Origin of the sequence: Nocardia jinanensis (assembly GCF_014645735.1) — a bacterium.
Classification (GTDB): domain Bacteria; phylum Actinomycetota; class Actinomycetes; order Mycobacteriales; family Mycobacteriaceae; genus Nocardia; species Nocardia jinanensis.
In genome coordinates this window covers 39,994-53,407 of sequence record NZ_BMMH01000012.1, presented here as the reverse complement: position 1 = coordinate 53,407, position 13,414 = coordinate 39,994, and the positions used below count along the sequence as shown (strand labels likewise).

At 67.2% G+C, this 13,414-nt stretch carries 15 protein-coding genes; 7 read left to right on the top strand and 8 right to left on the bottom strand.

Translation table 11 applies throughout. The features are described 5' to 3' along the window. Nucleotides 1-11: 11 nt before the first annotated feature. Nucleotides 12-899 (bottom strand): oxygenase MpaB family protein, encoded by an 888-nt coding sequence (locus IEY68_RS24800; protein ID WP_082681214.1) that lies wholly within the window; start codon nucleotides 897-899, stop codon nucleotides 12-14. A 264-nt stretch (nucleotides 900-1,163) separates the two neighbouring features. On the opposite strand from IEY68_RS24800, the gene IEY68_RS24795 reads away from it, so the two are divergent. Both IEY68_RS24795 and IEY68_RS24790 read left to right on the top strand, forming a co-directional pair. Then, nucleotides 1,164-2,582, top strand: coding sequence for an acyl-CoA synthetase (locus tag IEY68_RS24795; protein WP_058854044.1), 1,419 nt, complete (start codon nucleotides 1,164-1,166; stop codon nucleotides 2,580-2,582). A gap of 83 nt (nucleotides 2,583-2,665) precedes the next feature. After that, on the top strand, nucleotides 2,666-3,034 hold the full coding sequence (locus IEY68_RS24790) for a PPOX class F420-dependent oxidoreductase (protein ID WP_058854043.1): 369 nt from the start codon (nucleotides 2,666-2,668) through the stop codon (nucleotides 3,032-3,034). A gap of 48 nt (nucleotides 3,035-3,082) precedes the next feature. Here IEY68_RS24790 and dapD read toward each other — a convergent pair whose 3' ends face one another. Next, on the bottom strand, nucleotides 3,083-4,030 hold the full coding sequence (gene dapD / locus IEY68_RS24785; RefSeq protein ID WP_058854042.1) for a 2,3,4,5-tetrahydropyridine-2,6-dicarboxylate N-succinyltransferase: 948 nt from the start codon (nucleotides 4,028-4,030) through the stop codon (nucleotides 3,083-3,085). 60 nt (nucleotides 4,031-4,090) lie between these two features. On the opposite strand from dapD, the gene dapE reads away from it, so the two are divergent. From dapE to IEY68_RS24760, 5 genes are all read left to right on the top strand, one after another. Beyond that, a complete protein-coding gene (gene dapE, locus IEY68_RS24780; RefSeq protein ID WP_058854041.1) occupies nucleotides 4,091-5,188 on the top strand; it encodes a succinyl-diaminopimelate desuccinylase in 1,098 nt (365 codons plus the stop codon). 86 nt (nucleotides 5,189-5,274) lie between these two features. After that, nucleotides 5,275-6,078: an LOG family protein gene (locus IEY68_RS24775; RefSeq protein ID WP_058854040.1), complete on the top strand. Its 804-nt coding sequence runs from the start codon at nucleotides 5,275-5,277 to the stop codon at nucleotides 6,076-6,078. Beyond that, nucleotides 6,072-6,647, top strand: a complete 576-nt coding sequence (locus IEY68_RS24770) for an LOG family protein (protein ID WP_058854039.1) — start codon at nucleotides 6,072-6,074, stop codon at nucleotides 6,645-6,647. The genes IEY68_RS24775 and IEY68_RS24770 overlap by 7 nt, the downstream gene beginning before the upstream one ends. 101 nt (nucleotides 6,648-6,748) lie before the next feature. Then, on the top strand, nucleotides 6,749-7,630 hold the full coding sequence (folP, locus tag IEY68_RS24765) for a dihydropteroate synthase (protein WP_058854038.1): 882 nt from the start codon (nucleotides 6,749-6,751) through the stop codon (nucleotides 7,628-7,630). Further along, the gene (locus IEY68_RS24760) at nucleotides 7,627-8,565 is read left to right on the top strand and encodes a glucosyl-3-phosphoglycerate synthase (protein WP_058854037.1); all 939 of its coding nucleotides are present in this window, start codon (nucleotides 7,627-7,629) and stop codon (nucleotides 8,563-8,565) included. Before folP ends, IEY68_RS24760 begins: the two co-directional genes overlap by 4 nt. Before the next feature lie 32 nt (nucleotides 8,566-8,597). Here IEY68_RS24760 and IEY68_RS24755 read toward each other — a convergent pair whose 3' ends face one another. From IEY68_RS24755 to sigE, 6 genes are all read right to left on the bottom strand, one after another. Further along, a complete protein-coding gene (locus tag IEY68_RS24755) occupies nucleotides 8,598-9,026 on the bottom strand; it encodes a hypothetical protein (protein ID WP_058854036.1) in 429 nt (142 codons plus the stop codon). A 231-nt stretch (nucleotides 9,027-9,257) separates the two neighbouring features. Next, entirely contained in the window at nucleotides 9,258-10,118 is an 861-nt protein-coding gene (locus tag IEY68_RS24750; protein WP_058854035.1) for a hypothetical protein, read from the bottom strand. Between the two features lie 51 nt (nucleotides 10,119-10,169). Continuing rightward, entirely contained in the window at nucleotides 10,170-10,586 is a 417-nt protein-coding gene (tatB, locus tag IEY68_RS24745; RefSeq protein WP_058854034.1) for a Sec-independent protein translocase protein TatB, read from the bottom strand. Nucleotides 10,587-10,619: 33 nt separating this feature from the next. Continuing rightward, the gene (locus tag IEY68_RS24740; protein ID WP_058854033.1) at nucleotides 10,620-12,161 is read right to left on the bottom strand and encodes a S1C family serine protease; all 1,542 of its coding nucleotides are present in this window, start codon (nucleotides 12,159-12,161) and stop codon (nucleotides 10,620-10,622) included. A gap of 10 nt (nucleotides 12,162-12,171) precedes the next feature. Next, entirely contained in the window at nucleotides 12,172-12,567 is a 396-nt protein-coding gene (locus tag IEY68_RS24735) for a zf-HC2 domain-containing protein (RefSeq protein ID WP_058854032.1), read from the bottom strand. Nucleotides 12,568-12,631: 64 nt separating this feature from the next. Then, complete coding sequence (sigE, locus tag IEY68_RS24730; RefSeq protein WP_373293011.1) at nucleotides 12,632-13,306, bottom strand: RNA polymerase sigma factor SigE; 675 nt, start codon at nucleotides 13,304-13,306, stop codon at nucleotides 12,632-12,634. Nucleotides 13,307-13,414: the final 108 nt, after the last annotated feature.

The window sequence follows — 13,414 nt, the reverse complement described above, 5'->3', positions numbered from 1 at the left end:
GCGAATTCGACTCAGACGAGTTTCAGTCCGAATCGGCGGCGGATCCGGAAATCGAACAGGTACGCGTTGATCGGGAAACTGCGCAGGGGTACCGGAAGTTTCGCCGATACACGCCCCAATCCGCGCAGTATGCGACCGAATCTGCGTTCGTCGCCCGTCGACCAGTCCATACCCATTTCCGCGCGCAGCTGCGGGGGCAGCAGGCCGGCGGTGACCCACCGGTTGAAACGGCCGCCGAGGATCTGGACGGGGCGGGGAAACATCTTCAGGTCCACGATTTCGTTCAGCATGGCTCGTACCGGCGGATCGATCCTGGTTGCGGCCAGGTTTTCGGTCCAGTAGCGGTCGAAGGCGGCCCGGTTCGCGGGCCACGACTCCCGCGGCACCTGGAGTGTCGTACCCAAACGCGCGGAATGGCGGTAGATCGTCTCCTCGAGCTCGGGATCGGGCCGGCCACGCATCCGCTCCCGGATATCGCGTGCGCCCCAGTACAGGCACGCGGCAACCCACAATTGGAGATCCCGGTCGAAGGCGCTGTACCGCACCGGGCTCTGGGCGTTCGAGCGCACCTGGCGATGTGAAGTGTCCACGGCTTTCCGGTAGGCCGCCCGTTCGCCGGGGCTGCCGAGCAGGGCGACCGACAGATAGGTGAGTGTGGTGCGAGTGCGTTTCACCGGGTGGAGGGTCAGCTTTCCGCTGTCGACCGGGCTTTCCAGCACTCCGTAACCGACTCCGGGCGCGGCGAGTTGCATGATGACATTAGCGGCGGCACCGAGTATCGCGGCTCCGTCGATATACGGGCGGAAATCGAATTCCTCTTCGTGCACTACACCGGCGGAATCGGACGATTCGTCGGCAGAACGGGGTGCGGGCGGCCCGGTGGGGGGAGAGCTGGTCATGGAAACAACCGTTCCGAGTGCTCGAGAAAGCTGACGCCTCACCTTCTCGCCGTAGCGCATATGTGTCAAGTAGCGCCGAAAATAATCCGATCTCGTGCGAATTCCGGCACCCATACGATGAAGGGCAATTTGAATCGCTGGAATTTCACTAGTGGGTGCGGAATCGATGCGCAATGAAATAGCGGCGTCCGACCGGCGGATTTCCGTGACCGGCCCGGGCAGGGGCCGGGTATCCGGCTCGGGCCGGGGCAGTAGTTTGGGCGCATGTCCTACGGCCACCGCCTGCTCAGCTCCCTCGACCCGCTCGCCGTCGCGGCGGGCGCCGATATCCCGGATGCCGTGACCATCGACGGCGTGGTGCTGTCCCGCAGTGATCTACTCGGTGCGGCCACCTCGGTGGCCGAACGCGTCGCCCGCGCCGAAAGGGTCGCGGTACTGGCCCGGCCGACACCGGCGACCGTGCTCGCCGTGATCGGATGCCTGATCGCCGGTGTCACCGTGGTACCGGTACCGCCCGATTCCGGGCCGGCCGAACTCGACCATATGCTCGCCGATTCCGGAGCCCAGGCGTGGTTGGGCGAAGCACCCGAGGGCACATCGCTACCGGTGGTACCGGTGCGGTTGCACGCCCGCTCCTGGCACACCTACCCCGAACCCGATCCCGGCGCCCCGGCCTTCGTGCTCTACACCTCCGGTACCACCGGCGCTCCCAAAGGGGTGGTACTGAGCCGCCGTGCCCTCGCCGCCGGACTCGACGCGCTCGCCGACGCATGGTCCTGGACCGCGGCCGATGTGCTGGTCCACGGCCTGCCGCTGTTCCACGTACACGGCCTGATCCTGGGACTGCTCGGGCCGCTGCGGGTCGGTAGCCCACTTGTGCACACCGGTAGACCGACCCCGGCGAACTACGCGGCGACCCCGGGCACCATGTACTTCGGCGTACCGACGGTGTGGACCCGGATCGCCGAGGATCCGGCCGCGGCGAAAGAACTGGCCGCGGCGAGGCTGCTGATCTCCGGCAGCGCTCCGCTGCCGGTACCGGTCTTCGAGCGTCTCGCGGAACTCACCGGGCACCGGCCGGTCGAACGGTACGGGATGAGCGAAACCATGATCACTCTCTCGGCCCGGGCCGACGGCGAACGGCGACCCGGCTGGGTCGGGATACCGGTGCACGGCGTCGAAACCCGGCTCCGCGATGAAACAGGACAGCCGGTGCCGCACGACGGTTCCGGTATCGGCGGTCTCCAGGTGCGCGGACCGATGCTCTTCGACGGCTATTACGGCCGCCCGGAAGCCACCGCCGAATGCTGGACCGAAGACGGCTGGTTCCGCACCGGAGACGTGGCCGCCATCGACGCGGACGGATTCCATCGGATAGTCGGCCGCGAATCGGTGGACCTCATCAAATCCGGCGGTTACCGGATCGGCGCGGGGGAAGTGGAAACCTCATTGCTGGGTCACCCGGCTGTCGCCGAGGTGGCGGTCGTGGGCCTCGCCGATCCGGATCTCGGGCAGCGGATCGTCGCCTTCGTGGTCCCGCGCGGCGTGGCACCGGCGGAAAAGGAACTCATCGACCATGTGGCCGGCGAGCTCTCGGTACACAAGCGGCCCCGGGAAATCCGTTTCGTGAACTCTCTCCCGCGAAACGCGATGGGCAAGGTCCAAAAGACACAGCTGGGGTGAGTGCTGGTGTTTTTCGCCCGGCTTTCAAGGCGGGGCTCCATCACCATTGACCTCAACCTGTGTTCAGGTCATACGTTCTGATCATGAACACGACGCTCACCCGGGAACATATCGACTACCTCGCCGGACAACGGCTCGGCCGGTTGGCCACTGTCGCGCCGGACGGGGCGCCGCAGAACAATCCGGTCGGATTCCGCTACAACCCCGAACTGGGCACCATCGATATCGCGGGTTGGAATATGGGACGGTCCCGGAAGTTCCGGAATCTCGCGGGCAACAACCGGGTGGCGTTCGTGGTCGACGATATCGCCTCGGTCCAGCCGTGGCGGGTCCGGTGCCTGGAGATCCGGGGTACGGCCGATGCGCTGACCGATACCGTCACCTATATCGGCCCCGACGAAAGCGAGCTGATCCGTATCCACCCCGCACGGGTCCTCGCCTTCGGGCTCTAAGGGGAGCTGTCGGGAAGCGCGGAACCGGACGGTCCGGGTGCCCGGCTGCTAGTTGTGGGCGTGCAGCGCTTCGTTGAGCTCGATACCGGTGCCGGCGCGCGGCACCACCTCCACAGTGCCGGTGCGCGAGTTGCGACGGAAGAGGAGATTGTCCTTGCCGCTGAACGCGGCCGCCTTCACCACGGTGCCGTCCGGGGTGGTGACCTTGGTGCCGGCGGTGAGATAGAGGCCTGCTTCGACCACACAGTCGTCGCCGAGCGGGATGCCCAGACCCGAGTTGGCGCCCAGCAGCGACCGCTCACCGATCGAGATGACGGTGGTACCGCCACCGGACAGGGTGCCCATGGTGGACGAGCCGCCACCGATATCGGAACCGTCGCCGACGACCACGCCGGCCGAGATCCGGCCCTCGACCATCGAGGTACCCAGGGTGCCGGCGTTGAAGTTCACGAAACCCTCGTGCATCACGGTGGTTCCGGCCGCCAGATGCGCGCCCAGGCGTACCCGGTCGGCGTCACCGATACGGACGCCGGAGGGGACCACGTAGTCGACCATGCGCGGGAACTTGTCGATGCTGTACACGGTGACCGGTCCCCGCGCGCGCAGTTTGGCGCGGGTGATCTCGAACCCCTCCACCGCGGCCGGACCGTGGTTCGTCCACACCACATTGCTGAGCAGGGCGAACTGACCCTCGAGGCTCACCTGATGCGGCCGCACCAGGCGGTGGGAGAGCAGATGCAGCCGCAGATAGACATCGTGGGCGTCCACGGGGGCGGCGGACAGATCGGCGATGGTGGTGCGCACCGCGACGACCTCGACGCCGCGCGCCTGGTCCGGGCCCACCAGTTCGGCGAGTCCGGCGGGTGCCGTGGTGAGACGTTCGGTGCCGGTGTCACCGAACTCGCCCAGCTCGGGGCCGGGAAACCAGGTGTCCAGAACGGTCCCGTCCGAGGTCACGTTGGCGATGCCGATGGCGGATGCTCCCTGAGTGCTCACGACACCGAAGCCTACCCACCGGCGGTCCGAAACGGTGGGGCCCCTCTACGCTCGTACTCCGTGACACTCGACCTGCACGCCGACCCCATCGCACTCACCGCGGCTCTCGTGGATATCCCGAGCGTTTCCCGGGACGAGGCCGCGATCACCGCGGCCGTGGAGACGGCACTACGCACCCAGACCAGTGGTTTCGAAGTGCTGCGCCGCGGCAATGTGGTGCTCGCGCGGACGAACCGCGGGCTGCCGACCCGGGTGGTCCTGGCCGGGCACCTCGATACCGTGCCGATCGCCGATAATGTGCCGGGCCGGTTCACCACCGAGAACGGCGCCGAGGTCTTGTACGGCTGCGGTTCGGTCGATATGAAATCGGGTGACGCGGTGTTCCTGCATCTCGCGGCCACCGTCGCCGACCCGGTCCACGATCTGACCTTGATCTTCTACGACTGCGAGGAGATCTCCGCCGAATTCAACGGGCTCACCGCCATCGAGCGGGAGGTGCCGGAATGGCTGGACGGCGATCTGGCGATTCTCGGCGAACCCTCCGGTGGCTGGATCGAGGCCGGCTGTCAGGGGACGCTGCGGGTCCGGTTGAGCACCGCGGGTGTTCGCGCGCATTCGGCCCGCTCCTGGCTCGGCGACAACGCCGTACACCGGCTGGCGCCGGTGCTGACGCGACTTTCGGAATATCGCGCGCGAGAAGTCGATATCGACGGTTGCCGCTACCGCGAAGGACTGTCCGCGGTCCGCATCGCAGGCGGGGTCGCCGGCAATGTGGTGCCCGACGAGGCCGAGGTCGAGGTGAACTTCCGGTTCGCCCCGGATCGGTCGGTGGAGCAGGCGATCGACCATGTGCGCGAGGTGTTCGCGGGGCTGGAGCTCGAATTCGAGGTCACCGATACGGCGGCCGGCGCGCTGCCCGGGCTCACGGCCCCCGCGGCCCGCGGCCTCGTCGATACGGTGCGCGCGCACGGTTCGGCGGGAATCCGGGCCAAGTACGGGTGGACCGATGTCTCCCGCTTCGCCGCCCGCGGTATCCCCGCCGTGAACTTCGGCCCCGGCGACCCCAACCTCGCCCACAAACGCGACGAGCACGTCCCGCTGGCACAGATCACCGCGGTCACCGAAATGCTGCGCCGCTACCTCACCGGTTCGCCCTAGGCGCTGCGGCTCAGGACGCACTGTCCGCGCCGCCGGAAACACGGCCTCGACCTCGCGCCCGGCGGCGCGCCAAATACACTGCGGCCATGTCAACCGACGCCGCCGAATCCGGGATGGCCGGCAAACCCAAGACCCGTTTTCGCGGGCCCATCATGTTCCGCCGGGAACGGACCCCGCGGGGCACCACCGCCGACCAGCATCTGCTGGATCAGCGCAGCGACAGCGACTGGGTACACACCGACCCGTGGCGGGTACTGCGGATCCAGGCCGAATTCGTCGAGGGCTTCGGCGCGCTGGCAGAGGTCCCGCGTGCGGTGAGTGTGTTCGGTTCGGCGCGTACCGACCCGGGTAACCCGGAGTACCAGGCCGCGCGGGAATTGGGTGCGGCCCTGGCGACCGCCGGATTCGCGGTCATCACCGGCGGCGGCCCCGGTGTGATGGAGGCCGCCAACCGCGGGGCGTCCGAAGCGGGCGGCTACTCCATCGGGCTCGGTATCGAGCTGCCGTTCGAACAGAGCCTCAACGACTGGGTCGATCTGGGGATCAATTTCCGGTACTTCTTCGTCCGCAAGACCATGTTCGTGAAGTACTCGCAGGCCTTCGTCTGTATGCCCGGCGGATACGGAACCCTCGACGAATTGTTCGAGGCGCTCACCCTGGTGCAGACCCGCAAGATCACCCGGTTTCCGATCATCCTCTTCGGCAGCAAGTACTGGGCCCCGCTGGTGGAGTGGATCCGTAACTCACTGGCCGCCGACGGCCGTATCTCCCCGGGCGATATCGACCTGCTGCACGTCACCGACGAGATCGAGGACGTGGTGCGCGTCATCCAGGAGTACGCGCCCGGCGGCGCCCCCGTCGAGCAGGTCGGTACGGAGGACCAATGGTGACCCCGCGACCTTTCGCGCTCTGCGTGTACTGCTCGGCCGGCACCACCGACCCCGAACACCTGGCACTCGCGGCCGAGGTCGGCACCGAGGTGGCCCGGCGCGGGTGGCAACTGGTGTCGGGTGGTGGAAACGTCTCCATGATGGGCGCGGTGGCCACCGCCGCCCGGGCCGGCGGCGCCAATACGATCGGCGTCATACCGAAACATCTGGTCCATCGCGAAGTGGCCGATGTGGATTCCGACGAACTGGTGGTCACCGACACCATGCGCCAACGCAAACAGGTGATGGAGGACCGCGCCGACGCCTTTCTCACGCTGCCAGGTGGAATCGGCACCCTCGAGGAATTCTTCGAAACGTGGACCGGCGGCCATCTGGGTCAGCACGACAAACCCATGGCGATCCTGGACCCTGGTGGACACTACAGCGGCCTGTTCACCTGGCTTGCCCAACTCCACGACCGTGGCTTCGTCCCACAGGACGCCCTCGACCGCGTTACGGTCACCCCCGACCTGACGGCGGCTTTCGAAGCGCTGAACCGCGGTTCGACAGGTAGCGGGGGCACTGTCTGACGGGATGGGCGGTATCGAGCGAGGCCCAGCGGTACAGGCGAGGTGGGACCTCCCCGGGGGGGTCGACCCGCGCGCCGGAGCCGACGCCATAAACTCGGTTCATGTTCGAGCCCGTCCGGCCGTCGCCGACTCTCTGCGGCCGGACCGTCGCGACGGATCGCGCACTGGTGATGGCCATCGTCAATCGCACCCCGGATTCCTTCTACGACCGCGGGGCGACCTTCAGCGATTCGGCCGCGTTGGCCGCCGTGGCGCGCGCGGTGGACGAGGGCGCCGACCTGGTCGATATCGGCGGGGTGAAGGCCGGGCCGGGTGAACATGTGGACGCGGTGGAGGAGTCGCGGCGGGTGGTGCCGTTCGTGGCGGCGATCCGGGAGGCGTATCCCGATCTGCTGATCAGTGTCGATACCTGGCGGTCGGGGGTCGCGCGGGCGGCAGTTGCCGAGGGTGCGGATCTGATCAACGACACCTGGGCGGGCGCGGATCCGGAATTGGTGCCGGTGGCCGCCGAGACCGGGGCCGGGATCGTCTGCAGTCACACCGGTGGGGCGGTGCCGCGAACGCGGCCGCATCGGGTGCGGTACGCCGATGTGGTGGCGGAGGTCACCGATACGGTGGTCCGGGCAGCGGAGCGGGCCGCGGCGGCGGGGGTGCGCCGCGATTCGATTCTCATCGATCCGACCCATGATTTCGGGAAGAACACTTATCACGGGCTCGAACTGTTGCGGGCAGCGGACGTTCTTGTTAAAAGCGGGTGGCCGGTCTTGATGGCGCTGAGCAACAAGGATTTCATCGGAGAGACATTAGGTGTCGGACTTTCCGAACGGCTGGAGGGCACATTGGCGGCAACAGCATGGTCGGCCGCGGCCGGTGCTCGCGTTTTCCGTGTGCACGAGGTCGCCGCGACTCGTCGCGTCGTGGACATGATCGCCGCGATCCAGGGTGTCCGGCCCCCCGTACGAACTCTGCGAGGTCTCGTATGAAATTTCCCCATCACGAGCCCGACTGGGCGTCGACCCATACATGGGACGCTCCTGACTGGTCGGTGACCGAGCTGGTCGCCGCCAAGGCCGGCCGCACCGTATCGGTGGTGCTGCCCGCGCTGAACGAAGAGAGAACCGTCGCCGATGTGGTGGCCAGCATTCGTCCACTGCTGGGCACCCTCGTGGACGAACTGATAGTGCTGGATTCCGGATCCACCGACGCCACCGCCGACCGCGCCCGCGCGGCCGGTGCCGAGGTGATCACCCGGGAGCAGGCGGTGCCCGAGCTGGAGCCCTTCCCGGGCAAAGGGGAGGTGCTGTGGCGTTCACTGGCGGTGACCAGCGGTGATCTGGTGGCGTTCGTCGATTCCGATCTGATCGATCCGGACCCGGAATTCGTGCCGAAACTGCTCGGCCCGCTGCTCACCACTCCTGATCTGCATCTCGTGAAGGCCTACTACCGGCGTCCGCTGCGGCACGGCGGCGGGGTGGACGCGCACGGTGGCGGCCGGGTGACCGAACTCGTGGCGCGTCCGCTGCTGGCCGCGCTGCGCCCCGGGCTGACCCAGGTACTGCAGCCGCTGGGTGGCGAGTACGCCGGGACCAGGGAGCTGCTGACGGCTGTCCCGTTCGCGCCGGGGTACGGGGTGGAGATCGGGCTGTTGCTCGATACCTACGATCGGCTGGGACTGAGCGCGATCGGCCAGGTCGATCTCGGGGTTCGTACGCATCGCAACCGGCCGCTGGCCGATCTCGGTGTGATGAGCCGGCAGATCCTGGGTACGGTGTTGGGCCGCAGTGGCGTCTCGGATTCGGGGGCCGCGCTGACCCAGTTCTCGTTGATCGGCGACGAGTTCACCCCGCACAGCACTGCGGTGGATCTGGTCGATCGGCCGCCGATGAACACCATCCGGCCGGACGTCGCGGCTGCTTGAGCCGCCGGGCCGGAGCCACCGCGCACACAGGGTCAGTGGTTCCGGTCCGCTTCGCCGGAGGGGGGTTCTTCTGTCTCCGGGGTCTGCTCTTCCGCGGCCTTCTGCGTGGGGCGGCCGAGGATTTCGGGTTCGTCTCCGGGAGTATCGGTCGTGGATTTCTCGGCGGGCCGCGCACCGGGTTCGTGGTCGGCGGGTTCCTCGGGCGTGACAGCGGTCGTGGAACTCGTCTCCGCCGATTCCGCTGCGGATTCGTCGGTTTCCGGCTGTTCCCGCTCGTCGGTATGTTCGGCCTGGTCGTCGGGTTCCTGCTCGTGTTCGAGACGCGCTCGGAGTTCAGCGACGGTCACGTACTCGCTCTCGCCGGAACCCGGAGTGCGCAGCCACAGGATCACGGAAATCAGCAATCCCGCCGCGACCAGGGCGACCGCCACGATGATCCACGCATTCACCTGCGCCTCCACGAATTATCTCTTCGGAGCCGGACATCGCCACGATGCACTGAATGGCACAAAGTATTTCTATGGCTATCGAACGGCCGGCCCCGGTCAACCGGTCGCGGTAAAGGTAATCGGCCTACTGCGCACAGGGTAGCAATTCTTCGACCAGCTAATATTCGCTGTCGCTATTGCTGTTTCCGGCGTGTCGGAAAACAGCGGCCGCCGCCTTTCACCGTTTCCGGTGCGCTGGTGCGGTCAGCGTCGCTGGCGTACCGCCTGGGGGCGCGAATCCACCGGTTCGTGAAGGTAGACCGGCGTGAGCAGATCCGCGTCCACCGGCTCACCGGTGGTGCGTTCGTAACGGACACCGACGAGTACCGAGAAGCGGCGATTGGCCGCGCGCTCGTGCAGGGTCGCCAGCCGGGTGGCCAGCAGCCGGACCGCGCCGAGCGAGCCGGGCGGGTGCAATCCGTCGAGAACGAGGATCGAACCGCGCCCGTCCGGGCGCGGCAGCCGTGCCAGGTAGGCGATATCGTGCGGTTCCGGGCTGGCCGGCCGGTAGATCCGCCGGGCGGCGCGATCCTCGATACCGCGACGGCCGTCCCCGGGCCGGGCGACCGCGCGGCGTAGCCGGGGATCGGCGGCGATGAGATGCCGTAGGCTGGGGGAGAGTTCGGGGCCGCCGAGCACGATCAGGCCGTCGCGGAGCAGATCGATCGGGCGTCCCGGCGGGAAGGGTTCGATGGTGACCGCGAAGCCGAGGTCCCGTAGCTGTTCGGCCAGCCGCGGCGCGGCCGCCGGGTCCGGTGCTCCGATCAGCCTGCCCGCTCGGGTATCCGGGACCAGCAGAGTCAGCGGCCCGTGTCCGAAGAACAATCCCTCGGGCGCCGGACCCTGTGTGCTCACCTGATGGATGCGGGCGCGGGAAAGACCGGCGGCGGCGCCGATTCTGGCGAAAGTCCACCCCTCGGCGTGTAACTCCCGGATCACCGCGCGCCGAATTCGGGTGAGCTCGTTGATGGTCTGCTGAGCCGCTGCGACACCTTCGGTGGCGGCCTTGAGTCGCTCGACTTTGTCTTCGATCGCGAATATTCGCGCCACGTCATCGGCCGACATGTGCGAAGTCTAGACAGCGAGTCGCTGAACTGCGTCTAGACTGGTTGACGGTCAGGTGGCGTCGGTATCGATCGGGGGACGTTCGTTGCGCTCCAAGGGTTTATCCAACTTGTGCTTCGGGTAATCTGGCATGCCGCTGTGGGTACCCAGCACATTCTTGCTGTCCGGTAGGGCACCGTCGAGATCCCGGAAAAGGGAATCATCGCCGTTCAGAAGGTGTTTCGTCACTACCGAACGCGGCGACATCCCACGTAATTCCTGAAGATCGGCGAGTGGCTTACGCAGCTCTTCGAATTCGGGACCGAGCTCGGACCGCAATTGCGAAGTCGCGCCCGTCGCGTAATCGCGAATCTGGCGCAGACTGCGCGCAGTCCACCGCGCGGCGCCGGGTAGGCGCTCCGGGCCGAGGATCACGAGGGCGGCGACGAGTAGCACGAGCATCTCGCCCCACCCGATACTGCTGAACACCTCTACAGGCTACCCGGCGCCGCGACCAGCGGGTCAGTCGGAGGCCAGCGTCACCGGGATGTCCACCTGCCGGCCTTCCCGGATGAGCTGCACGTTCACCGTCTGTCCGATTTTGTTCGTTTGAACCGCCACGACGAGCTCGTCGGGATTGGTGACTTCACGATCATCGATCCGGACGATCACATCGCCCTCGACGATGCCGGCGTTCGCGGCCGGGCTGCCCGGTGCCACATCGGCGACCTCGGCACCGCTCATGACTTCGTTGGCCACAGTCTTCTGGCGGGCGCTCACCCCGATTATCGGGTGGTGGATCGAACCGTCGCGGATGAGAGTCTGGGCGACCTGGGTCATCTGATCCACCGGGATGGCGAACCCGAGCCCCACCGAACCGCCGCTCTCACTGCGGATCGCGGTGTTGATACCGATGACCCGGCCGTCCGCATCCACCAGAGCGCCACCGGAATTGCCCGGGTTGATCGAGGCGTCGGTCTGCACGGCGTCGATGACCGCCTTGGTATCGCTGCCCTCACCTTCGAGTTTCACGGGGCGGTGCAGCGCGCTGACGATGCCGGAAGTGACCGTTTTGCTCAGGCCCAGCGGGGAACCGACGGCCAGCACCGCGTCCCCGACCTGTACGTCACCCGACTTCCCGAGCTGCGCAACCGTGATATTTTTCACATCTACCTTGAGTACCGCGAGATCGGTTTTGGGGTCGCGGCCGACGATATTCGCCGGGGCCCGGGTGCCGTCGGAGAAGGTGATCTGGATCCGGGCCCGCCCGGACTGGTCCTGCGCCGCCATGGAGATGACGTGGTTGTTGGTGACGATGTAGCCGTTGCCGTCGATGACGACTCCGGAACCGGTGGCACCGTTCTCGCCGACCGTGGTGCGAATGGATACCACCGACGGCAGTACCGCATCCGCTACCTGGGCGATCGGGCCGTGCGGCTGCTCGCTGTCGGTTTGTTCGAGGCTGACCTTGCGCGAGGTCAGAGTCGATGCGGTCTCCGCGGTCAACCGGCCCACCAGGCCACCGACCAGCCCGATCGCCAGCGCGATCGCACCGAGAACGAGCAGTGCCCGGGGTGCGACCCGGGATCCGAACAGCACCTGACGCGCGGAGAGTTGCTCGGTGTGCGGGAGTTCCCGGGCGCTGGGCGTCGGGACGGCAGGAGCGCCGAGGCGGGCCGCCGATTCCGGATCGCGCCAGGGGTCGGCCGGGCCGGCCACCGGTTCGTGGCCGCTATCGGCGTCCGGGTCGCGCTGCAGCAGTTCGGTGGAACCGGGCGGGCGGCCGAAGGCCTCTGCCAGCACCGCCCCGGGCGGCCCCTTGGGCGCGATCGAAGCGGAGGAGGCGTCCTGGCGCGCGCCGTGCGCGGCGAAGGAGCCGGATTGACCCGCCGGACGGCGGAAGGCGTTCGCGGTATGTGAGTCCACATGGGGCCGATAGACCGGCCGCGGGGCCAGCACCGGCGCCTCGCGCGGCCGCAGAGTGCCGTTGTCGGTCGTCGTGCCGTTTTCATCCGCCGAATCAGGGTTATCGGCAGGGGAATTCTGCGTCGGTTCGGAACTCACGCGGCAAACTCTACTTGCGCCACCACACCGACCACCGGAAGCTGTCGAAGGTTGCCGAGAAAGATTGTCCGGCCAAGCCGAATACCGCCTCGTTACGCGGATTTCCGGCAGAATTGCGCGATTGTGCTCCGCTGGGCGGTTCGGCCAGTGGAATACGGGAGAGACTGTCGTGCAGGCCGGTGGGTATCGAGACCTGGGAGGCGCGGCGCAGGGCGATCCGCGCCTGCTGCTGAGCCTCGACCTCGGCCGCGCATTCCGGACACACCGAAAGATGCTGGGCCGCACGCAGATAGGGATTCATCCGCAGTTCGCCATCGACATAGGCGGCGACTGCCTCGCTCGCCAGGTGTTCGGTGGAGTGGAACTGCGGGGAACGACGACCGGGCGTTTCGGAGTCGCCACTCATTCGCTGCCCATCCTTCCCGACCGGTATCACAAACTGCTGTGATCCCGGCGTCATGATCGCAGGATCACCCGAAGCTCGCCTCGGCGGCGAAACGCTCCTGGACTCCATTATGCGCAAGATACTCGCGCAGTGCCTGCCGACCGCGATGGATACGGCTGCGCACCGTGCCCAGTTTCACGCCGAGCGTGGCGCCGATCTCCTCGTAGGACAGGCCCTCGATATCGCAGAGCACGACCGCGGCGCGGAACTCCGGTGCCAGCGAATCCAGCGCGGACTGTAGATCCGGATCGAGCCTGGCATCGTGGAAGACCTGCTCGGGCCCGGGTCCGTCGGCGGGAACCCGGTCGTAGTCCTCCGGTAACGCCTCCATCCGGATGCGGCTGCGCCGCCGGACCATGTCCAGGAAGAGGTTGGTGGTGATGCGGTGCAGCCAGCCCTCGAATGTGCCGGGCTGATAGTTCGACAGCGACCGGAAGACCCGGATGAAGGTTTCCTGGGTGAGGTCCTCGGCGTCCTGGGCGTCGCCGGAGAGGCGATAGGCCAGCCGGTAGACCCGGTCGGCGTGTTCGCGGACCAGTTCGTCCCAGGTCGGCATGACGGTTCGGTCGCCGGTGGCATCGAAGGCGGCGGTGCCGGTGAGCGGCAGCATGCTGTCGAGTTCGGACGACGCGTCGGCTGTTGCGGCCTGCACAGCCTGTACGACGTCGTATTCCTCGACTCGCTCGTCGGTACTGGACATATCGGGCACCTCCATCAGGGCGTCCGGCGGAGCGGGATCCTTGGTCACCGGGTCGTGGTGTGCGGCTACCTCCGAGTCCGGCCCTGTAAACGGCCGAGGGCCGAATTC